This is a genomic window from Cytobacillus gottheilii (assembly GCF_018582665.1).
Taxonomy (GTDB): Bacteria; Bacillota; Bacilli; order Bacillales; family Cytobacillaceae; genus Cytobacillus; species Cytobacillus gottheilii.
The window spans coordinates 2539323-2561295 of sequence record NZ_CP071709.1 but is presented as its reverse complement, the minus strand read 5'-3'; the positions used below and the strand labels follow the sequence as shown (position 1 = coordinate 2561295).

The window sequence follows — 21973 nt, the reverse complement described above, 5'->3', positions numbered from 1 at the left end:
ATGAAAAAGAATTCAATCTTATCAAAAGTGTATTTGGTTTTAATTTTTTTCATTTTGTATGCACCTATTTTCTATTTGATTTTCTACTCGTTTAACAGCGGTGGGACCATGTACCAATTTGAAGGCTTTACACTTAACTGGTACAGGGAGTTATTCCAGGATACCAGGTTGCTTACAATTGTATTAAATACTGTCATAATTGCATTATTGTCAGCTACCGTGTCTACCATTCTTGGTGTCGCAGGTGCTTTAGCTATTTTATATGCAAGAAAAAGAAGAGTTAAAAATACACTTCTTTCTTTAAACAATGTATTAATTGTTAGTCCTGACGTTATCATTGGTGCTTCGTTCCTGATCCTCTTTACTATGATCGGCATTAAACTCGGGTTCATTTCAGTTCTTCTTGCGCATATTGCATTTAGTGTGCCAATTGTTGTTTTAATGGTGCTGCCAAAACTGGAAGAAATGAGTGAATCGATGATTTATGCTGCATTAGATCTTGGAGCAAGTCGATTTGATGTTCTGACTAAGGTCATTCTGCCATACATTACACCAGGTATTTTTGCAGGGTTCTTTATGGCATTGACGTATTCTTTAGATGATTTTGCGGTTACCTTTTTCGTTACAGGAAACGGATTTACAACTCTATCTGTGGAAATATATTCATTGGCAAGACGAGGTGTATCTCTAAATATTAATGCACTTTCTGCTTTATTATTTGTTTTCACCATGCTTCTTGTAGTTGGCTATTACTTTATTACGAAAAAAAGTGAAAAGCCTCGCGGTATGGGGGTGAGACAGTGAAACAGCTAGTTAGAGCTTTTGTTGCGGTACTTGCGATTTCATTTATACTGTTATATATCGTTAATCGATTAAATTCTGCACAAGGTTTAACGGAAGGGAATGTACTGACTGTTTTTAACTGGGGAGATTATATCGATGCTGAGCTGATCGACAAGTTTGAAGAAGAAACAGGCATTAAAGTAATATATGAGACGTTTGATTCCAATGAGGCCATGCTAACAAAGATTCAGCAGGGCGGTACTACTTACGATATTGCTGTTCCTTCTGAATATACGATTGAAAAAATGAAAGAAGAAGATTTGCTTTTGCCTGTGGATCATAGTAAGATTCCAAACTTAAAAAATATAGATGAACGTTTTATGGATCTTTCTTTCGACCCTGGCAATGAGTATTCTATTCCATATTTCTGGGGCACAGTAGGAATTGTGTATAATACAGATATGCTTGAAGAGAAAGGAATGACTCTTACAAGCTGGAATGATCTGTGGGATCCGCGTTTAAAAAATGAAATCCTTCTTATCGATGGTGCCAGGGAAATCATGGGTATGGGCTTAAATAGCCTGCATTATTCATTAAATGATAAAAATGATGACCATTTGATGGAAGCAAAAGAAAAATTGGACTCCTTAACACCAAATATAAAAGCAATCGTTGGGGATGAAATCAGACTGCTGATGGAAAACGATGAAGCAAGCATTGGCCTTGTTTGGTCAGGTGTAGCTGCAGAGCTTATGTGGGAGAAAGATAATTTAGAATATGTTGTGCCTGAAGAGGGTTCTAACCTGTGGTTTGATAATATGGTTATTCCGAAAACAGCTAAGAATATTGATGGTGCACATCAGTTTATGAACTTTATCCTGGATGCTGAAAACGCAGCTCAGAATACCGAATATGTTGGATATTCAACACCAAACAAAGCAGCAGTTGCTTTGCTTGATGAAGAAATTGTAGGAGACGAGCGCTTCTATCCAGATGAGGAAATGACAGCCAGATTAGAGGTTTATGAAAATCTGGGACCTAGATTGCTATCTCGCTATAATGATCTGTTTCTTGAATTCAAAATGCATAGGAAATAATGAAATGATAGCCGATCCTAAATAATAGGGTCGGCTATTAACACAATATAGATAGTATAGAGAAAAAAGGTGGGTTCGTTCAATGATAAAAGAGCTTGAAAACTTAAGAAATGAGATTAAAGAAATATTTCAGCATTTGCATGAGCATCCTGAAGTTAGCTGGCAGGAAGTTGAAACCACAAAATTTATAACCGCCTTTTTAAAGGATAGAGGCTATAAAGTAAGTAATTTTAAGGAAAATACAGGTTTGGTTATGGAAGTTGGAAGCGGAAGTACTTGTATTGCTGTTAGAACAGATATGGATGCTTTATGGCAAGAAGTGGATGGTGTATTTAAGGCGAACCACTCTTGTGGTCATGATGCCCATATGACCATGGTGATCGGTGTACTTCTCTTGCTGGAAAAAATAGAAAAATTAAATAATGACAATATCAAATTAAAGTTTATATTTCAGCCGGCAGAGGAAAAGGGCACAGGCGCATTAAAAATGATAGAGCAAGGTGTATTGGACGATGTTGATTACTTATATGGCGTCCATTTGCGGCCAATTCAAGAATTGAGCGATGGATTTGCAGCCGGAGCAATTCTGCATGGAGCTTCAATGTTCCTAAATGGAGAGATCAATGGAAGTGATGCTCATGCAGCTCGTCCGCATCTGGGACAAAATGCTATTGAGGTTGCAGCTGCTATTGTGAATGAAATCAATAATATTCATATTAACCCTTTAGTTCCGTATTCGGCTAAAATGACGAAATTACATGCTGGAGGAGATTCAGCGAATATAATTCCTGGCCGTGCTTCATTTACAATCGATTTACGGGCACAAACAAATGAAATGATGAAACAGTTGATAACTAAAATCAACATGATTTTAGAAGGGATCAGCCTAATTCATAATGTGAAAATTGATTCACAGATTTGTGCAACAATGCCAGCAGCAACAAAAAGTGAAGAAGCAATAAAGATTATGGAAAAAGCGATTGCCGAATCGATAGGTAAAGAGAAATTAATGCCTCCCATTGTAACAACTGGAGGTGAGGACTTCCATCATTATACAAATAACCGTCCGCACCTTAAGGCAACAATGCTTGGCTTAGGATGTGATCTGCAGCCAGGACTGCATCATCCAAAAATGAGGTTTAATGAAGATAGTATGTTTACAGGGATTGAAATACTGGCAAGAACCATTCTTCATACGATTGATAAAGTACAGAGCTGATAATAGAGGTGTTTTCAATTGATTATTACAAAAGTCATCATGAATCACGTCCGAATGCGACTTCGTGAACCATTTCATACTAGTTTTGGAACGATCCAAGATAAAGATATTGCTGTTATTGAGGTAATTGACGAAAAGGGGAACAGCGGCTGGGGTGAATCCGTTGCATTGCCTGATCCAACTTATACGGAAGAAACATTTAAAACAAATTGGCACATTCTTGAGGATTATTTGATTCCTTTGTTATTGAACAGAGAAATCAGCCACCCAGATGAAGTAGGAGTGATATTCTCCCCAATCAGAAGAAATTATATGGCAAAGGCTGCCATCGAGGGTGCCGTTTGGGATTTATATGCAAAAAGATCGGATCTTTCTCTCTCAGATGCACTTGGAGGCACCAGGAAGAGTATTGAAGCAGGAATAAGTATTGGCATCCAGCAATCCAAAGAAGAACTATTTAAAAAGATTGAAGGTTACCTGGAAGAGGGCTTTAAGAGAATCAAGATTAAAATTAAACCTGGAATGGATGTAGAAATCATAAAAGCAGTCCGCGAGCGCTTTCCTGATGTTCCATTAATGGCAGATGCAAACTCAGCCTACACTTTAAAGGATACTGACCATCTGCGCAAGCTTGATGAGTTTAATCTGTTAATGATTGAACAGCCGTTAGGTGCTGATGATATAATCAACCATGCTAAGCTGCAGAAAGCAATTAAGACACCTATCTGCCTTGATGAAAGCATCCAAAGTCTTGATGATGTGAAAAAGGCAGTAGAGCTTGGGAGCTGTCAGATCATAAATATTAAAATTGGCAGAGTTGGCGGTCTAAGTTCAGCACGAGATATTCATCAATACTGCAAAGAGAATGGAATTGCTGTCTGGTGTGGAGGCATGCTTGAAGCAGGGATTGGAAGAGCATTTAATATTGCTCTCAGCTCCTTAGAAAATTTCACCTTGCCAGGTGATACGGCCGGTTCTGCACGTTATTGGGAGGAAGACATTATTAACCCGGAGGTTGTTGTCGTTGATGGGTTAATTGAAGTCCCGTCAAGCATTGGGATAGGTTATGAACCAAATCGTGAAACCATAAAAAAATACACAGTAAATCAAACAATATATTCGAAATAAAGATATGGAAATTTTCCTCTGGTATTTGGGAAAGCTAAACATCAGAGGTGATTCTATGAAAAAGATAAAAATGAGTTTAACATTGGGGCTGCTCTTTTTTCTGATCGTTCCGGGAGTAGTTGCTGCGGAGGAACAAAAGAACGAATTAGCAATCGTAATTGATGATCTTGGCAATAAAATGGAGGGAACAGAAGAAATCCTAAGTCTTAAAGTCCCGCTTACAATTGCCATCATGCCTTTTCTTGAATCAACAAAAGAAGATGCGGAAACCGCCTTTAACAAGGGTCATGAAGTTATTGTGCATTTGCCGATGGAGCCGAAGAAAGGGAAGAAGAGCTGGCTTGGTCCTGGAGCTATTACGACAGATCTTTCTGACCAGGAGATTCGTAAAAGAGTGGAAAAAGCAATTGAAGATGTTCCGCATGCTGTTGGCATGAATCACCACATGGGTTCTAAGGTGACAGAGAATGAGCGGATTATGCGAATCGTTCTGCAGGTTTGCAAGGAACACGGGCTATTTTATTTGGATAGTAAAACGACCGGAAAGAGTGTAGTCGGCAAGATTGCGTCAGAATTAGAGGTGCCTTATTTAGAAAATAACATTTTCTTTGATGATATATATACGAGACAGCATATAACAAAACAGGCAAATATGTTAGCAGAGAAGATCGTAAAAAGGGAACAGCTAATTGCGATTGGTCATGTTGGTATAACCGGGAAAAAAATGGCGGAAGTATTGCAGGAATATATTCCTGTTTACCAGCAGAGTGCTGATATTGTCCGGTTATCTGAATTAATTCCCGGATACGAACTTATTGATAAAGGGATATAAATTTATGCACAAAAAAAGAGCCGCCCACAGATTACTTTGGTTAGTCCCGCAGTCGCTGCGTGAAAGATTGTGGACGGCTCATGAATTAGTATAGACAGTGATTGATCGTTTTATGATAAATTATGCTTAAAGGTTAAGTATTTTCGAACAACATTCATAAGGATATTTTTGAAAATTTGAAAATTATTTCTCGGGAAAGCGCATAATCAGACAATTTAGTACATGAACACCTTTTTATATGTAAAATAAACAATAAATAGAATCGAATTTGTCGCATATTCTTTTATATTAACTAATTTTTGTCGAAATGCCGCGATAATCCTTGGCAGGTACGAGTGGAAATAGTAAAGAAAATGTTGTTCCGCATCTCTCTTTGCTTTTAATTTTATATTCCCCATTCATACGTTTAATGATGTCAAAGGAAATCATGAGTCCTAGACCAGTTCCTTTTGTTTTTGTTGAATAATAAGGCTGTCCTAATTGTGTGAGCTGCTGCTCTGAAAGACCAATCCCCTGGTCAATAATATCTACCACACCTTCTCCATCACTTTGATAGACCTTAATAGTTAAGCTTCCTCCTGATTGCATCGCTTCTATACCATTCTTTGTTATATTAATGAGTACCTGCTTCATCTCATGTGAATTTCCTAATATAAAGAGATCTTGTTCAATATCGCATTCGATAAGGACATTCGAAATATTTGCATACGGTTTCATAAAGCTAAAGACTTCTTCTATTGTTTTGGTTAAGGAAATAAGTTCATTGCTTTTTGTCTCTGGGCGTGCGAGAGAAAGAAAATCATTAATAATTTGATCTGTTCTCTTTAATTCTTCTAGCGAAATGGAAATAAACATTCCTTGCTCCTCTGTAAGGTTATTGTCACTTTTAATGAGCTGCAAAAAGCCTCTTACAGAAGTCATTGGATTACGAATTTCATGTGCTACAGAAGCAGCTAATTGACTAATTGCATTCATTTTATCTGAGTTTTGCAGCTGTACCATCATAGATAGCTGTATGTTATTTAATTCGATAAGATAAATAACCATTGTTAATGTTATGGCGGACATAATGGAAAACCAAATTAAATTCAGTATTTCATCCGTATCTCCAGATCTGACAATCGCTAAGTATCTTGTCAGTGTAATTGGAATATAAAAACATGCACCAAAAATAATTTTTTGCATAAAAGAAAATCTTTTGTAAAAAGTAGACATGATTATAAAAATGACTGAAGCAATTCCATAGTTTAAAAGTAAAAAAAGCACTTCACTTGGATTAACCAAGGATTTAAATAAAATAATAAATACAACAAACAAGATTCCAATAGCAGGGCGTATATAGAAAAAAACGATGAATAAGGGAATAAATTTTAAATCAAAATGAATATTCCCTGAAATATTAGCAGGGAATGACATAGTTAAAAATAGTGCAGCAAAATTGGCAATCGCAAATAGAATAGTGGTTTTGGTATCCATGCACCTTCTATATAAAATAAAGCAGCTTAACGGAATCATCATCATAACAAAAAAATGTAAGGCTAATTCAGCAACAAACTCATACACAATAAAACCTCCGACTACAGAATATACTCTTATTGGATTAGACATAAATCTGTAAAATCCTTGTTTTTAATTGAAAAAACTGTAATTTTATTCCTTATAGTAGAAAAGTAGGACTTGTTTTAACTTTAAAAGGAGATGAAGTAGTAGAGGTTTTATCAGATTATGAAACTAGATTTAATGTCATATAATTGATCCAATTGAAAAAGCCTCCGCTTTATGTGGATTAGGGTCCACATAGAGGGAGACCTCTCAATGTTAAAGACGGTTTGGTGAATTTGTTAAAGATCATTTAAACAATAACTAAGTGTTCAGTTTGCTCAGTGCTGACATGATCTGCAATTCTTTGAACCTCATTGCCTTCAAGTGTTTCATATTTTAGTAATGCCTCAACAAGCTCATCAAATTGAGGACGATTATTCTTAATAATGGTTTCTGCTTTAAATAAAGCTTTCTGAAATAGTTCCTGCATTTTTTCTTCTTTTTGCTTCGTACTAAATGTGAGTGTAAAGCCGTCTTCTAGCAAACCGGTGTCTACCATTTGCTCAATAATTGATTTAGCTTGTTTTACATCACCGCTGACTCCAATACTGTGTTCACCTAATAATAATCTCTCAGCAGTTCCGCCGGCTAAGATCATTGCTACTTGATCTAAAAGCTCTGAAGCAGTGGACAGCTGCATTTCCTTCGTAATTGGAGCAACGTATCCAAGCGCCTGACCGCGCGGGATTATAGTAGCCTTACGAACTGAACCGGGTTTCGTAATGGCAGCGACAATAGCATGACCAGTTTCATGAATAGCAACTCTTCTTTTTGTATCGGCATCTTGTAAAGCTCGGCTGCTGGTTCCTAAAATGGTTCTGTCTAATGCAAAATCAAGATCCTCACGTGATATATTCTCTTGGCCGGACTTAGCTGCCCGTCGGCTGGCTGTTTCAAAAAGAGAATGTAAGTCAGCGCCAGAGAAACCAGATGTGCTTTCAGCAAGCTGACCTAAAAACGCAGCGACATCAGGAGCTAACTGCCTGTTTTTAGAGTGGATATCAATAATTTCTTTACGTCCTTTTGTATCTGGGAGAGGAACATGGAAAGAAAAATCAATTCTGCCAGGCCGCAAAAATGCTTCGTCTAACATATCCCGTCTATTCGTTGCTGCGATAAAAAGGATCCCTTCGTTTGAGAGACCTCCATCTAACTGAACAAGCAATTCAGTTAATGTCTTTTCTCCTTCTTCACCGCCATGCTGTTTTCTTCTCCCTGCAAGCGAGTCTACTTCATCAATGAATACGACTGCAGGAGTTTGTTTTCTGGCATTTTGAAAAAGGGAGCGTACCCTCGAAGCACCAACACCAACAAACATTTCATTAAATGCAGAACCGCTTGTACTAAAAAACGTAGCGCCAATTTCTTTGGCAATCGCTTGAGCAAGCAAAGTTTTTCCTGTACCAGGGGGACCGTATAATAATATGCCTTTTGGCGGTTTAATTCCCAGGCGTAATGCTTTTTCAGGGTCTTTAAGGGTTGCAAGTGTTTGAAGGATTTCATCTTTCATTTCCTCCTGAATACCGCCCACGTCTTCTAAGGAAATAGTAGGCAGCTCCTTCGGCTTAGAAACACTTTGCTTCATTGAGTTAGCTGCGCCTAATCCGCCTTTACCAGATTTGAAAAGGTAAAAACCAAATCCAGCCATAACGGAGACTAGAAAAATTAAAATCATAATTGTGTAAGGGTTTGATGCTGAATAGCTGTATTGTAAGTCATAATTTTCAACAAGGCTGTTTACCATATCACTATTTGGGGGAACATGTGAAATATATTCTTGATCATCGGCTGCGATGATTAATTTTCCACTTTTATATTCATTAATGGATGACTCATTTGTTGATGCAGAAATGATATTTTCAACTTGAGAGAATGGGATCGTTGTTTCTGTACCTTTCGTATTCATGAAAGTAAACAATAATGCTAAAATCACGACTGAAGCTGCTGCTAACCAAAGAAATGAAGAGCCTTTTCTAAAAAGTGATTTCAACCTAATACCTCCTTATATATCTATATATATTATAGACTACTTGTCTCCTAAGTGTTAGCAATACAATGCTTTTAAACGTGGTAATTATTGGTTAAGTGCAGGCAGTATATACACTCAGCTAAATATTTTGAGCTTTCATCCTATATTTTCCAATGAAATGAAAGATGTTTAATGAGGTCGAAAAAAGTCAATATATAAATATAGAACATTTTGTGAAAATAAATTGACAATTTTGTGAACAAAAGAATATTATAGAGGTACAGGAGGGTGATGGATATGAGTAAACATCGAACCATGTTAAAGGCAATTAGATACTGTGGAATTTCAATTTTATCAATTGGCATTATTCTATTTACGATAGGTTTCCTTGAAAGCGGTTCCAGTATTCTTACCCCAATAGGAATCGGAACAGTAATGGGAGCGATCTTTATTTTCTTAATGGGTGTATTCTTTGTAGCAACAGAGGAAACATTAGAAAAATCGGAAAAAACGCCACGCGGATTTTTATTCAAAAGATAAAAAGGAGCGACATTAGTCGCTCCTTTTTGTTTCTGCAGTTTATACATAACCCCATACCATTGTCAGTAAAGTACCTAGTATTGTAACAATGGCAATAAAGATTCCATAATAGACATTTGTGTAAATATGAGCTTTGTCTTCTGATTCTCCAGCATGCATAAACATAACCAGCTGCAGACCTGCTTGTATAAATGCTGTGACAAGCAGGATTGTCATTCCCGCAGTAAAAGACATATCAAAGAAATAAACGGCTAAAGCTACTGCTGTTAAAACAAGAGAGAAGATAAAGCCCATAACTTGTTTTATAGGAAATAACTCTTTCATATTACATCATTCCTTTCAAGTAGATGAAGCTGAAAATAAAGATCCAAACTACATCCAGGAAGTGCCAGTAAAGAGAGAATATAAAAGATTTATTAGCAGTTTGAGGTGTTAAACCATTCTTCTTAATTTGAATCATGATGAATAATCCCCATACAAGACCAAATGTTACGTGAGCTCCATGCGTCCCTAATGTTGTTAAAAGGATGGAGGTGAATGCACTTGTCTGCAAGGCAGCACCCACATGAATATAATGATTAAATTCGTAAATCTCAACACCTAAAAACGCAAGACCAAGAATTAGCGTGATTCCAAAGAAGACTAACATTGGTTTTGTTCTTCCCAGTCTCATCGCGTGAATCGCAAGCCCAATTGTGAAACTGCTTGTTAAAAGCAGAATAGTTTCAGCCAGCACTGGTGTTAATTCAAAAATAGAAGAACCAGCAGGACCGCTTCCAGTTCTTGGTGCTAGAACAAAATAGGAAGCGAATAGTGTAGCAAATAGCATGATTTCAGCGCCAAGGAAAATCCAAAAGCCTAAAATCTTCATTTGATTTTCTTGTGTACTGTATTCAAGAGGGAGTGAATGATCTATTTTCATACGGTAGGACCTCCCAGTTTTTCTTCAGTTTCTTTTATTTCTTCGACAGAGATATAGCGGCCATGATCTTTTTCAAATGACTGATAAGCCATGCAGCCGAAAATTCCGATTGTTGCAATAATTAAAGGAATCCACATTGCAAATACGAATGAGAAGCCCCATACAAAGAAGATGCTGCTCATGATGAAAGGAATTGGACTGTTGTTTGGCATGTGAATCTTTTCGAGTTCACCTTTAAACAGCTTGTGGCCTTTCTTTTTAGCATCCCAGAATGCTTCAGTTGAATCAACATTTGGAACAATTGCAAAGTTATATTCCGGTACTGGACTATGTGTAGCCCATTCAAGTGATCTTGCATCCCATGGATCTGAACCGATGTCTCTTGGAGCGTAACGAATACTATAGTAAATATTATAGACAATCAACGCAAAACCGATTGCAAGGCCGGCTGCTCCAACAAAAGAAATCATATTCCACATTGTAAAGCCTGCTTGTTCAGAATATGTGTACATTCTTCTTGCCTGACCATCCAGACCAGAGAAGAACATTGGAATGAAAGCAACAAGTGTACTGATGGAAATAATCCACGCACTTAATTTTCCAAGTTTTTCGTTTAACATAAAGCCAAACATTTTTGGCCAGTAATAAGTTAAACCTGCAAGCATAGCGAATACTACGCCTGGAATAATAACTAAATGGAAGTGAGCAACTAAGAACATTGTGTTGTGATACTGATAGTCAGCTGCTGACATTCCTAGCATTACTCCGGTAACTCCGCCGATTGTAAATAGCGGAATGAAAAGCAGGGAATAAAGCATTGGTGTCGTAATAACAATTTTTCCTTTCCAGAGTGTAAACAGCCAGTTAAAGATTTTTACACCTGTTGGGACGGCAATAGCCATTGTTGTAATTGAGAAGATACTGTTAACAAACGCGCCTTGACCCATTGTAAAGAAGTGGTGAACCCAAACAAGGAACGAAAGCAATGAAATAATAACCATTGATGCGACCATTGATTTGTAGCCGTAAAGGTTTCTGCGCGCGAAAGTTGAAATGATCTCACTGTATATACCAAACGCAGGCAATACTAAAATATATACTTCAGGATGTCCCCAAACCCAGAACAGGTTGGCCCATAACATGTCCATTCCGCCATTATTCGTTGTAAAGAAATTAGAAGCGAATAGACGGTCAAGTGTACCCATTGCAAGAGCAACTGTTAGTACTGGGAATGCAAAAACGATAATAATATTTGTGATAAAAGCTGACCATGTGAACATAGGCATTTTCATTAAAGTCATGCCAGGTGCTCTCATTTTTAAGATGGTTGTCATAAAGTTGATCCCTGTTGCCAGAGTACCGATCCCAGCAATCTGCAGGGCAATCATATAATAGTTCGTCCCGACTGACTCACTAAACTCGGTTCCTGCTAACGGGAAGTACGAAGTCCAGCCTGCGTCAGGTGAACCGCCGATTACGAATGAGATGTTAAAGAGCATTGCTCCCATGAAAAATAACCAAAAACTTAAAGCATTCAAACGTGGGAAAGCGACATCTCTCGCACCAATTTGCAAAGGTACAACAAAGTTCATCAGTGCCATAATAAATGGCATTGCCATGAACATAATCATAACAACTCCGTGAGTTGTGAATATTTCATTATAGTGCTGTGCATCTAATAATTTGTTCTCCGGCATTGACAGCTGAGCTCTCATCATGATTGCATCAGCGCCACCGCGGAACAGCATAAGAAGCGCAGAAATTAAATACATTATACCGATTCGTTTATGGTCAACAGTTGTTAACCATTCGCGCCATAAATAACCCCATTTTTTAAAGTAAGTTAATCCAGCGATGATGGCAATAACGGTTAACCCAATAGCGACCATGGAAGCGTATATTGCCGGGCTTGGATGCGGTATGGCGAATCGTTCAAAGAATTCCATACGATTTTATCTCCTTTCACGTATAACAAACAAGTTTACTAGCTTTAAATATATAATCTGCCTATTAATGATGATGTTCAGGATTCCTCATGATCGTGGTCTTCATGATCATGATCTTCATGATTTTCTTCATCAGAATCGTCTTCATTACTAGAAGATCCGTGATTATGTCCGCCATGTTCACCTTCAGGAGCTGGAAGGAAGTCAAGATGTGTACCGGTAAAGGTTAATTGACCAAGATGACCTGGTTCAAGTAGTTCATCAAACTTTTCTTCAGTAATAGGTGAAGCTGTATCTTTCACTTCTTCTACCCAGTCGTCAAATTCGTTTTGCGGCATTGCTGTAACATTAAATGTATTCTCAGCAAAGCCTTTACCATTAAAGTTTGCATTTCTTCCCATATATTCACCAGGAACATCTGCAGCAAGGTGCAAAGTGTTAACCATATCGGACATAGCATATTTTTGTCCGCCTAATTGCGGAATCCAGAAACTGCTGATTGTTCCAAAAGAGTATAATTTGAATTCTAGAGCACGGTCAGTTGGAATGTATAGGTAATTTACCGTTTCAATTCCTTCTTCTGGGTAGCTGAAATGCCACTTCCATGCTGAAGATGATGCATAAACAACTAAAGGTTCTTTATCTTCATATCCCGCTGGAGTTGCTTCGACTTTATAGTTGCTTTGCACAGACATAAAAGAGAGAACAGCAACAATCAGGACAGGAATACCAACACAAATTGATTCAACGAGTATGCTGCCTTCAATATGCGGCGGTTCATAATCTTCTTTTTGCTTTGAAGCTCTGTATTTAATTAACATGTAGGCCAAAATACCAAACACAGCCAATACGATAAATAACATGATACTAGCTGAGATGATAATGTCATTTGCCTGTGTTTCTGCTTGCGGGCCTTTTGGATCCAGAACAATTAATTGTTCACACCCTGTAAGCACTGTGGCAATAGTAATAACTAGAAAGAGGATTGCCGATTTAAGTTTCATTATTGTGCTCCTTTCATCAATGAATGAAATATAATTTTCATCATTACTAAACTATAAATTGTTCACATTAACAGTCTCTATATTAGTCTCATATAATGTTAATTACAATCATTTGTGATTTGTGTCACAAAATGTTCATGATTAGGAGACGTGTTTTTGTCACAAAAAGTTCATAAATAGACTAGTAAATGATTGGTAACTCCTGTTTTTTATTAGTATTTTCGATAAACCTAGAGTAATATAAGCTCTTTTAACCCATATTGTAAGAGCAACTAAAGTTTTTTTACTATAATTCATTTCTTATAAAAATTCATTTTAATGCAGTTTAAATATGTACATATCTGGGTAAAATATTTTCAACTATCTATACCCCCAGAAAAAAGTCTTTAACCCCGTATTGTATTGTAAATGTAAAGTTCAATTTATTGTCACAAAATATTCTTTAATGGAGCATTCATGTTACAAGGAGTCTGATTATGAAAATCTTTAATGCGGACATAGACCAAATATTAGATGATACATCCGATATGGCTGATGAAGATCTTTCGCATCTAATCAGACATATAGAAATAGATCTTTTGCTTGATAGTACACAAGATTGGTAATAAAAATTTAGGATTAAGGATTCTTATTGAAAGGAGCTTCGGTAATCACGAAGCTCCTTTTTTATAGTGGTGGCAGTAACAGAAAAGAAAGGGGAGTACACGGAATTCAATTATATATGGCTAAATTAAGCCGCTAAGAATTCTGTTGCTTCATTGTAACCATTTTCCAATTGTTCTCGTCAAAAGGAATAAAGGGGGAAATGCGATGAAAAAGATATGGCTTGTTATGTGCATTTTGCTGCTTGTTCCTGCGGCAATTGCTGCTGTTATTCTGAACACGCAGCTAAAGGTTGTAAGCCAGATTGAAAATGAAAATGTGGAGGTGCTCAGCAATAAAACATGGAAGATTTATTTTTCACGAAAGTTAGATCAAAAAACAGTTAATTCACAAACTGTATCTGTCATTAACGATCAAGGTGAGAAACAAGATATTGACATAAACTTAAGTGATGATCAAAAGAGCATCATTGTTAAACCTCCCGAATCAGGCTATAAAGCAAGAACAGGTTCATACAAGCTATTACTGACAGAGGACATTCAATCAGTGAACGGAAGAAGATTAGCTTCTCAAAAAGAACAGCTTTTTAGTGTTGAGCTTACATTGCCAAAAGCTGAATCCGTTGCTCAAATAAATGACCATTTCCTAAAACTGTTAGAAGATAAAGGGCGTTCAAAAGGGTTTGGACTTTATAGCGATGCAAGTTCTGCAGAGGACAGCAGTATGGAAAGCAGCGGGGAAGGCGGACAGTATTCAGAAACAAATATCCAAGTTGAAGGTGTTGATGAAGCAGATTCGGTAAAAACAGATGGTCAATACATTTACCGGGCAGCAGATGGCGAAGTGCAAATTGTATCTGCTCATCCAGTTAATGAAATGGAAGTCATGTCTGTACTGAAATTCACTCATGATTTTAGTCCGCATTCTCTGTTTCTGCATGAAAAACAGCTTGTTGTATTAGGACACAGTTATAGAGAAAATAAAAAGGGTACTGAAAACAAAGTTCAAGACATTTCTTTTCCCGCATATTATCAAAGTGTAAAAGCAATTGTTTATGATATCGAAAGTAAAAAACAACCAAAAGTAATAAGAGAAGTTGAAGTGGAGGGTTCCTTAACAGCAGCAAGGATGAAGGAAGGAAAAGTATTTATGGTAACAAGTCAATATCCAGATATTTGGATGTTAGAGGAGAAGCCAGATATGGACCTTCGACCAATTTTTAAGGATACTGCAAAAGCGGAATCCTTTGAGCGTGTGGATTTAAAAAATATCAATTATATACCAGAATCAAAAGATCAAAACTTCACCAATATTGCTGTCTTTGATTTGAACCAAAATACCAAAGAAGCAGTAATATCCTCCTTTATTGGCAGCGGTGACAATATGTATATGTCAAAAGATTATCTTTATATGGCTTCGGCTGATTATTCATTAATGCCACTGCGCGAAGAGAGCTTTGAAGATTTTAGTCCGGATACAACGATTTATAAATTTAAGTTTGAAGGTCTAAAAGCCGTTATGATGGCGAGCGCCGAAATAAACGGCACCATTTTGAATCAATTTTCAATGGATGAGCATGATGGTTATTTCAGAATAGCAACAACAAAAGGGAATACTTTCAACGATTCCACCCCTTCAGCTAATAATCTCTACATTTTAGACGAAAACTTAAATGAGACAGGTAATCTTGAGGACCTAGCGAGAGGAGAAAGAATATATTCTGCTCGATTTATGGGTGATAAAATATATATCGTTACCTTTAAAGAAACAGATCCATTGTTTGTTATAGACAGCAGTAACCCAAGGTCTCCTAAAGTTTTAGGCGAGTTGAAGATTCCTGGTTTCAGCAACTATTTACATCCTTATGACGAAAACCATTTAATTGGATTTGGTTATGATACAAGGGTTGAAGCAGGCAAAAACGGAAGCGATCCACTCGTCTTTACTGAAGGTATTAAAATCTCACTATTTGACGTGAGTGACATGAAGAATCCGAAGGAAAAATTCACAGAGATTATTGGCGGAAGAGGAACCTATTCACCTTTAAATTATGATCACAAAGCATTACTTTTTGATAAAAATAAAGATATTTTCGCATTTCCCATTATGGTATATGAAAACATGAAAGATAATCAGTATGATAGTAAATTTACATTTCAGGGTGCTTATATTTATGGTATTGATGTAGAGAAAGGTTTTACAATAAAAGAGATGGTGACACATCAGGATAAAGATGCAATATACGAAGAATGGGAAGATACAATTGATAGACTCGTTTATATTAACAACGTGATCTACGCACTTTCCCCAAATGCCATATCAGCGTATGATATGGATTCCTACAGGAGAAAAAATTTTGTAGAAATCAACTAGGAAGGAAGCGAGACTGCATCTTGGCATGCAGTCTTTTTTAAAATTATTCTAACATAAATAAATTCAAACCAACCTTTGATAACAAACTTGAAGTCACAGTAGTTCACATCAGAAAATAAATCCAGTAAAATAATTATATAATCCGACAGGAAAAGAGGGATTTATAATGAATTTTTTACAAACAAATGATGCCAAAGAGCGTTTGCACTATCTTGAGAAAATAGCTGAAAACTTTCGAACAAGGGCACATATACATGACCAGGAAGGAACGTTTCCTTTTGAAAATATGACTGAGTTAAAGAGGTCCGGCTATACTGCATTGACAGTACCTGCAGAATATGGAGGTAAAGGAATCTCATTATCCGAACTGCTGCATCTGCAGGAGACCATAGCAGAAAGAGATGGATCTACTGCCCTTTCAATTGGATGGCATATGGGGATTGTTCACAACCTATTCGAGAAAAAAGCATGGGATGAAAGCATTCTTCGATGGTTAGCTGGTGAAGTTTTGAATGGTGCCCTTATAAATACGTTGGCAACCGAGCGGCAAACAGGCAGTCCGACACGAGGAGGCAAACCGCATACAACTGCAAAGAAGCACAATAATAAGTGGATCATAAATGGCAGGAAAAGCTTTGCAACCATGTCCCCTGTACTCGATTATATGATCGTAACAGCAACGATTACAGAAACGGAGGAAGTTGGAAGCTTTATTATCCCTGCAAACAAAGAGGGTATTATAATAGAAGAAACTTGGAATAGCGTAGCGATGAGAGGGACGGGCAGTCATGATGTTATTTTCCAGGATGTAGTCATTGATCGTAATTTTCTAGTTGAAAAAATGCAGCAGGGTCCCAAACAGGCTAACGGCTGGCTTCTTCATATTCCTGCGTGTTATCTAGGAATTGCACGGGCAGCTCAATCTTATTCCATCCAATTTGCAAAGGAATATTCTCCTTCTAGTATTAATAGGCCAATTATTGAATTGCCTAATGTTCGTCAAAAACTTGGCGAGATTGAGCTAGAGATCATGAAGTCCCGCTATTTCATGTATGGAGCTGCAAAAGGGTGGGATGAAAGTGAAGCTGAGGAACGAAATACAATGACACCCATTTTATCAGCTGTTAAACATGAAGCTACAAATAGTGCATTGAAAATTGTTGATTTGTCTATGAGAATTGTCGGTGCGCATAGTTTGGCACAAAATAATCCGCTGCAAAGATACTACCGGGATGTTAGGGCAGGTCTGCATAATCCTCCTATGGATGATATGACCATTGAACAGCTTGCTGCGTTTTCAATTGATCAGAAAAAGTAAAACATTTTAAAATAATTGGCAAGGAACATGTTATAATACGGGAAGTATATTTTCGCTAGGAGAACATTATGGTGTTCATTATCTATCTGTTTGCATATTTTACTGGAAATCTTTTGACTGGTGTTTTAATCAGCAGTCTGTTTAAAAAAGGGAATATTAGGGGAACAGGATCTGGTAATCCCGGAGCACGAAATGCAGGACGTTTGTATGGAAAAAAGGCTTTTGTTTTTACGTTTTTAGGCGATGCAGTAAAAGCAGCAATTGTTGTAGCAGTATGTTTTTATTTTCAGTTATCGCCGAGCGAAACGCTATTTGCACTTCTGCTGACTATTATTGGCCATATTAAGCCAATTCTTTTCCAATTTAAAGGCGGAAAAGGCATTTCATCCTTTATAGGAGGAATTCTTGCTTTTGAGCCTTTCATGGCGGTTCTGATTATTCTAGGATTTATTATCTTTTATCCGATTTCTAAAAGTTTTACGATAGCTGGACTTGGTTCTTTTATACTTATCCCATTTACAGCTTATTTTGTTTTTCACATTTCTTTAGAAGAAGCTCTTTTGCTTTTCCTTATCATTTTGGTCGTTATTGTAGCACACGAGAAAGACATAAGAGGTTACTTTATAGAAAAATTCACTTCCATTTAATACATAGCTTAAGCTAAAGCAGCAAAAGACCCGAACGATTAGACAGAAGATGAATACTGCAATCGTTCGGGTTTATCTTTGTTTTCATTATTTAGATAGAATTATTTGTTTTCTAAGGCTTTTCTTTCATGAAATTCTGCAGTAACTGCTGCAAGAGTTTCCGGCTCCGTTACGAGTTTGAGTGCTGTTAAAGCAAGTGCCTTGGCACCTGTAATCAAAGCCTGATCTCCTTTTGGAGAAGCAGCTGCTTCTCGGAATGGAACAGTATGAGGTATAAGGTCACTTGAACCAATCTTAATATAAGGATGGATGGTTGGCACCACTTGACTGATATTTCCTGCATCTGTTGAGCCAAGCCCTTCGCGTACGCCCATGACAGTTTCTCCTAATTCTTCAGCAGCTTCTCTAAATATTTCATCATATTTTTCGTTTGCAAGTAGGTTATCAACTTCATTTTGGAAAGCAATAACATTTAATTTTGCACCAGTGGCTAAGGCTGCGCCTTCTGCAACTGCTTTTACCTTTTCAGTAACTTCATTTAATTTTGCTCTAGTTGCTGCACGAATAAAGAATCTTGCTTTAGCATATTCAGGAATAATATTCGGAGCATCTCCGCCATGTGTGATAATTCCATGAATACGCACATCATCTGTCAGCTGCTGTCTTAATGCATTAATTCCATTGAACAATTGAATAACCGCGTCTAGTGCATTAATGCCTTCGTGCGGAGAAGCAGCAGCGTGTGCAGGTTTGCCGGTATATTCAAAATCAAGCGGATCAACCGCAAGAGAAGGTCCAGTTAAACGTGTTTCACTATTTGGATGAATCATTAAAGCCGCATCTATTCCATCTGTTAGATTATGTTTTACAAAGCTTCCTTTCGCACTGCCGTTAGGTCCGCCTTCTTCAGCAGGTGTTCCAAATACAACAGCTTCACCGCCAGTTTCTTCAATCACTTTGCTTAATGCAATAGCTGCAGCTGTACTTGTCGTGCCAATAATATTGTGCCCGCATGCATGACCAATTCCTGGCAAAGCGTCATATTCAGCTAAAAATGCAATTGATGGTCCGGGTTTGCTGCCTTTTTTGCGTGCGACAAAAGAAGTTTCATGCCCTGCAACGGCCTTTTCCACAGTGAAACCTTCTTTTTCAAGCAGTTCAGTCAAAAGGGAAGAGGCAAAGAATTCTTCGTTTCCTATTTCGGGGTTCTCATGAATTTTGTGACTTGTTTCTATGTATACAGATTTGTTGTCTTCAACATTTTGAATAATTTTCTCTTTTAAAACAGCTGCTGATTGAGTAGATGAGCTCATTGTATTTCCTCCTTATAATGGAGGAGGTTCTTGCTAAAAGCAAAAACCTCCATGAATTTTTAGTGTGACGGTTTACCAGCCAATGTTGCTAAGTGGCACAAAAGTAGGGATTAAGTTGCCATCGTATTCTTCTTTAATAAATTCTGCAGTATCTTCTTCCTGGTAAAGCTCGGCAATTCTTTTATAGGTTTCGTTATCTTTGTCTTCTTCGTTGGCAGCAATAATATTAATGTAAGGTGTTGCCGTTTCGCTTTCATGGTAGATGGCATCAGTCAATGGAGTAAGTCCTGCATCACGTGCAATTCCATTGTTAATAAGAGATGCAGCAACGTCTGGCAATGCTCTTGGAGTTTGAGCAGGAACCATTTCAACTAATTCAAGGTTTTTCGGATTATCGGTTACTTGAGTTAAGTTGCCGTTAGAATTAAAATCTTCTGGCAGTCCGATTAATCCGGCATCTTCAAGTAGCATTAATGCACGTCCTTGATTCGATGCATCATTCGGAAGTGCAATTTTAGCACCATCAGGAATATCATTAACGTCTTCGTATTGGTCAGAATAGATACCCATCGGAGCCAGAACTGTTGTAGCAATTGGAACAAGGTCTAAATTATGCTCTTCAATAAAAACATCAAAGTAGGCAACCGTTTGGAATGCGTTTAAATCTAATTCATTTTCTGCAAGTGCTGTGTTTGGTGCTACGTAATCAGAGAAAGACACGATTTCGATGTCAATGCCTTCCTTTTCTGCCTTTTCAGCAATAAAATCCCAAGTTCTCGTATCCGTGCCGCTAATTCCGATTTTCACCGTTTCCGAACTGTCGCTGGAGCAGCCTGCTGCAAAACCCGCAAATGCTAATAATATGCTTGATAGTATAAGTTTTTTCATGATGTATTTCCTCCTAAATTATCTTCGTCTAATTTTTTTAGCTGTAAAATTCCCTAAGCTTTGTAACCCTTGCACAATGACCACAAGAATGGCTACAGTGATCATCATTGTAATTTCATCAAAACGCTGATATCCATATGTAATGGCTAAATCGCCAATACCGCCGGCGCCAACTGCTCCTGCCATTGCTGTTGCCCCTACAAGCCCGATGGTTGCGATGGTGAGCGCAAGGACGAGGGAGCTTAGAGCCTCAGGTAGCAGAAATTTAGAAATGACCTGCCATGGAGTAGCGCCCATTGCTTCAGCAGCTTCAAGAACGCCTGGGTCAACCTCCAACAAAGAGTTCTCTACCAATCTCGCAATATATGGCCCAGCATAAAAGACAAGAGGTACAATTGCAGCTGCTGTTCCAATAGATGTGCCAACAATTAGCCTTGTCACTGGAATAAGCGCAACCAATAAAATAATGAATGGTACTGAACGGAAAATATTAATGATTCCATTTAAAATATTAAAGACAGGCAAGTTTTGAAGCAGATGACCTTTTCTCGTGACAACCAGCAAGATACCAAGAGGCAGTCCAAGCAGGGTTGAAAACAAAAGTGAAAAAGTGACCATTTGAATCGTTTCAATCAGTGCTTCGATAATTTGATCTGTATTAGCTAGCATGTTCATTCACCTCCTTAATGCTTATATCCTTTTCTTGGATATAAGTTAAGGTGCGGGCAATTTCTTTTTCGTCACCTTGGAACTCTACAATTAAGTTGCCAAACGGAGTTCCCTGCAATTCTGTAATATTGCCAAAAAGGACATTAATATGAATATCAAATTTCTTGGAAATTTCCGATAATAGCGGCTGTCCAGCTTTGTTTCCGACAAAATTTATGCGGAAGATTTTTTGCATGCCTGCGTGCTGCTGAATCAGTTCCTTGATCGATTCTGGAAGCTGATCATTCATGACCGTGCTGACGAAATTTCTGGCTGTTGATGTAGTTGGAGAAGAGAAGACGTCAAAAACAGTTCCTTCTTCAATAATTTTTCCGGCTTCAATGACGGCAACCCGATCACATATTTCTCTAATAACAGACATTTCATGGGTAATGATTAAAATAGTAATGTTGTATTCTTTATTTATTTTTTTCAAAAGCTGTAAAATAGAGCTTGTTGTCTGCGGGTCCAGTGCAGATGTTGCTTCGTCACATAGCAATATGGAAGGCTGGGTTGCTAAGGCTCTCGCAATACCAATTCGCTGCTTTTGTCCGCCTGAAAGCTGATCAGGGTAATTATCTGCCTTGTCAGCTAAACCGACAAACTCAAGCAGCTCGTGTACACGTTTTTTTATTTGGTCTTTTGGTGTATTCACTAAAGTAAGCGGCATTGCTACATTGGCAAAAACAGTTTTAGAGTTTAATAGATTAAAATGCTGAAAAATCATGCCGATATTCTTCTTAACATTTCTGACCTCTTTGACAGACAGGGAAGTAAGGTCGTGTCCATCTACAATGACATGACCAGATGTCGGACGTTCAAGCAGGTTCACACAGCGAATGAGCGAGCTTTTACCTGCACCGCTAAAACCGATGACACCAAATATTTCTCCTTTATTGATTTTTAGGTCGATACCGTTAAGCGCAGCAACCTGCTGTCCGCCACTTTCGTATACCTTTCTGAGCTGCTGAAATTCAATCAAACTTTTCATCTCCATTTCCGTTGTGTTTCATAAGAAAAGCGCAAGCGCCTTAGCTCCTTTTAAAATAAAAAAGTCTCCTTCTTGAAAGAAAGAAGGAGA

At 37.7% G+C, this 21973-nt stretch carries 20 protein-coding genes; 10 read left to right on the top strand and 10 right to left on the bottom strand.

Annotated features, from left to right (window positions below):
* The 5 genes from J1899_RS12605 (at position 1) to J1899_RS12585 (ending at position 5059) form a co-directional block, all read left to right on the top strand.
* Complete coding sequence (locus J1899_RS12605) at positions 1 to 804, top strand: ABC transporter permease (protein WP_214474083.1); 804 nt, start codon at positions 1 to 3, stop codon at positions 802 to 804.
* The gene (locus J1899_RS12600) at positions 801 to 1880 is read left to right on the top strand and encodes an ABC transporter substrate-binding protein (protein ID WP_214474077.1); all 1080 of its coding nucleotides are present in this window, start codon (positions 801 to 803) and stop codon (positions 1878 to 1880) included. Before J1899_RS12605 ends, J1899_RS12600 begins: the two co-directional genes overlap by 4 nt.
* A gap of 82 nt (positions 1881 to 1962) precedes the next feature.
* The gene (locus J1899_RS12595) at positions 1963 to 3099 is read left to right on the top strand and encodes a M20 peptidase aminoacylase family protein (RefSeq protein ID WP_214474075.1); all 1137 of its coding nucleotides are present in this window, start codon (positions 1963 to 1965) and stop codon (positions 3097 to 3099) included.
* Positions 3100 to 3117: 18 nt separating this feature from the next.
* The gene (gene menC / locus J1899_RS12590) at positions 3118 to 4227 is read left to right on the top strand and encodes an o-succinylbenzoate synthase (RefSeq protein WP_214474073.1); all 1110 of its coding nucleotides are present in this window, start codon (positions 3118 to 3120) and stop codon (positions 4225 to 4227) included.
* 55 nt (positions 4228 to 4282) lie between these two features.
* Positions 4283 to 5059, top strand: coding sequence for a divergent polysaccharide deacetylase family protein (locus J1899_RS12585; protein WP_214474070.1), 777 nt, complete (start codon positions 4283 to 4285; stop codon positions 5057 to 5059).
* Between the two features lie 288 nt (positions 5060 to 5347).
* Here J1899_RS12585 and J1899_RS12580 read toward each other — a convergent pair whose 3' ends face one another.
* Both J1899_RS12580 and J1899_RS12575 read right to left on the bottom strand, forming a co-directional pair.
* Positions 5348 to 6667 carry an ATP-binding protein gene (locus J1899_RS12580; protein ID WP_214474068.1) on the bottom strand — a complete coding sequence of 440 codons (1320 nt, stop codon included), beginning with the start codon at positions 6665 to 6667 and terminating at the stop codon, positions 5348 to 5350.
* A gap of 244 nt (positions 6668 to 6911) precedes the next feature.
* Entirely contained in the window at positions 6912 to 8651 is a 1740-nt protein-coding gene (locus J1899_RS12575; protein WP_246586475.1) for an AAA family ATPase, read from the bottom strand.
* A 276-nt stretch (positions 8652 to 8927) separates the two neighbouring features.
* Between J1899_RS12575 and J1899_RS12570 the strand changes: the two genes are divergently transcribed.
* Positions 8928 to 9170: a hypothetical protein gene (locus J1899_RS12570; protein ID WP_066445063.1), complete on the top strand. Its 243-nt coding sequence runs from the start codon at positions 8928 to 8930 to the stop codon at positions 9168 to 9170.
* A gap of 39 nt (positions 9171 to 9209) precedes the next feature.
* Here J1899_RS12570 and qoxD read toward each other — a convergent pair whose 3' ends face one another.
* From qoxD to qoxA, 4 genes are all read right to left on the bottom strand, one after another.
* The gene (gene qoxD / locus J1899_RS12565; RefSeq protein WP_066445065.1) at positions 9210 to 9494 is read right to left on the bottom strand and encodes a cytochrome aa3 quinol oxidase subunit IV; all 285 of its coding nucleotides are present in this window, start codon (positions 9492 to 9494) and stop codon (positions 9210 to 9212) included.
* Position 9495: 1 nt separating this feature from the next.
* The gene (qoxC, locus tag J1899_RS12560; RefSeq protein WP_066445068.1) at positions 9496 to 10092 is read right to left on the bottom strand and encodes a cytochrome aa3 quinol oxidase subunit III; all 597 of its coding nucleotides are present in this window, start codon (positions 10090 to 10092) and stop codon (positions 9496 to 9498) included.
* Positions 10089 to 12038, bottom strand: a complete 1950-nt coding sequence (gene qoxB, locus J1899_RS12555; RefSeq protein ID WP_214474066.1) for a cytochrome aa3 quinol oxidase subunit I — start codon at positions 12036 to 12038, stop codon at positions 10089 to 10091. The genes qoxC and qoxB overlap by 4 nt, the downstream gene beginning before the upstream one ends.
* Positions 12039 to 12115: 77 nt before the next feature.
* Positions 12116 to 13042, bottom strand: coding sequence for a cytochrome aa3 quinol oxidase subunit II (gene qoxA, locus J1899_RS12550; RefSeq protein WP_214474063.1), 927 nt, complete (start codon positions 13040 to 13042; stop codon positions 12116 to 12118).
* A gap of 476 nt (positions 13043 to 13518) precedes the next feature.
* Here qoxA and J1899_RS22745 point away from each other — a divergent pair, with 476 nt between their 5' ends.
* The 4 genes from J1899_RS22745 to J1899_RS12535 all read left to right on the top strand — a co-directional run bounded on the left by J1899_RS22745 (position 13519) and on the right by J1899_RS12535 (position 17983).
* Complete coding sequence (locus tag J1899_RS22745; protein WP_281420578.1) at positions 13519 to 13647, top strand: hypothetical protein; 129 nt, start codon at positions 13519 to 13521, stop codon at positions 13645 to 13647.
* Positions 13648 to 13852: 205 nt separating this feature from the next.
* Positions 13853 to 16018, top strand: coding sequence for a beta-propeller domain-containing protein (locus J1899_RS12545; RefSeq protein ID WP_214474062.1), 2166 nt, complete (start codon positions 13853 to 13855; stop codon positions 16016 to 16018).
* Between the two features lie 166 nt (positions 16019 to 16184).
* The gene (locus tag J1899_RS12540; RefSeq protein ID WP_214474061.1) at positions 16185 to 17336 is read left to right on the top strand and encodes an acyl-CoA dehydrogenase family protein; all 1152 of its coding nucleotides are present in this window, start codon (positions 16185 to 16187) and stop codon (positions 17334 to 17336) included.
* A gap of 68 nt (positions 17337 to 17404) precedes the next feature.
* Positions 17405 to 17983 (top strand): glycerol-3-phosphate acyltransferase, encoded by a 579-nt coding sequence (locus tag J1899_RS12535; RefSeq protein ID WP_214474060.1) that lies wholly within the window; start codon positions 17405 to 17407, stop codon positions 17981 to 17983.
* Positions 17984 to 18084: 101 nt separating this feature from the next.
* Here the strand turns inward: J1899_RS12535 and J1899_RS12530 are convergent, their stop codons facing one another.
* The 4 genes from J1899_RS12530 to J1899_RS12515 form a co-directional block, all read right to left on the bottom strand.
* Positions 18085 to 19296 (bottom strand): M20 family metallopeptidase, encoded by a 1212-nt coding sequence (locus J1899_RS12530; protein WP_214474059.1) that lies wholly within the window; start codon positions 19294 to 19296, stop codon positions 18085 to 18087.
* Between the two features lie 72 nt (positions 19297 to 19368).
* Positions 19369 to 20184 (bottom strand): MetQ/NlpA family ABC transporter substrate-binding protein, encoded by an 816-nt coding sequence (locus J1899_RS12525; protein WP_214474058.1) that lies wholly within the window; start codon positions 20182 to 20184, stop codon positions 19369 to 19371.
* An 18-nt stretch (positions 20185 to 20202) separates the two neighbouring features.
* Complete coding sequence (locus J1899_RS12520) at positions 20203 to 20853, bottom strand: methionine ABC transporter permease (protein ID WP_066445092.1); 651 nt, start codon at positions 20851 to 20853, stop codon at positions 20203 to 20205.
* A complete protein-coding gene (locus J1899_RS12515; protein ID WP_214474056.1) occupies positions 20843 to 21874 on the bottom strand; it encodes a methionine ABC transporter ATP-binding protein in 1032 nt (343 codons plus the stop codon). Before J1899_RS12515 ends, J1899_RS12520 begins: the two co-directional genes overlap by 11 nt.
* Positions 21875 to 21973: the final 99 nt, after the last annotated feature.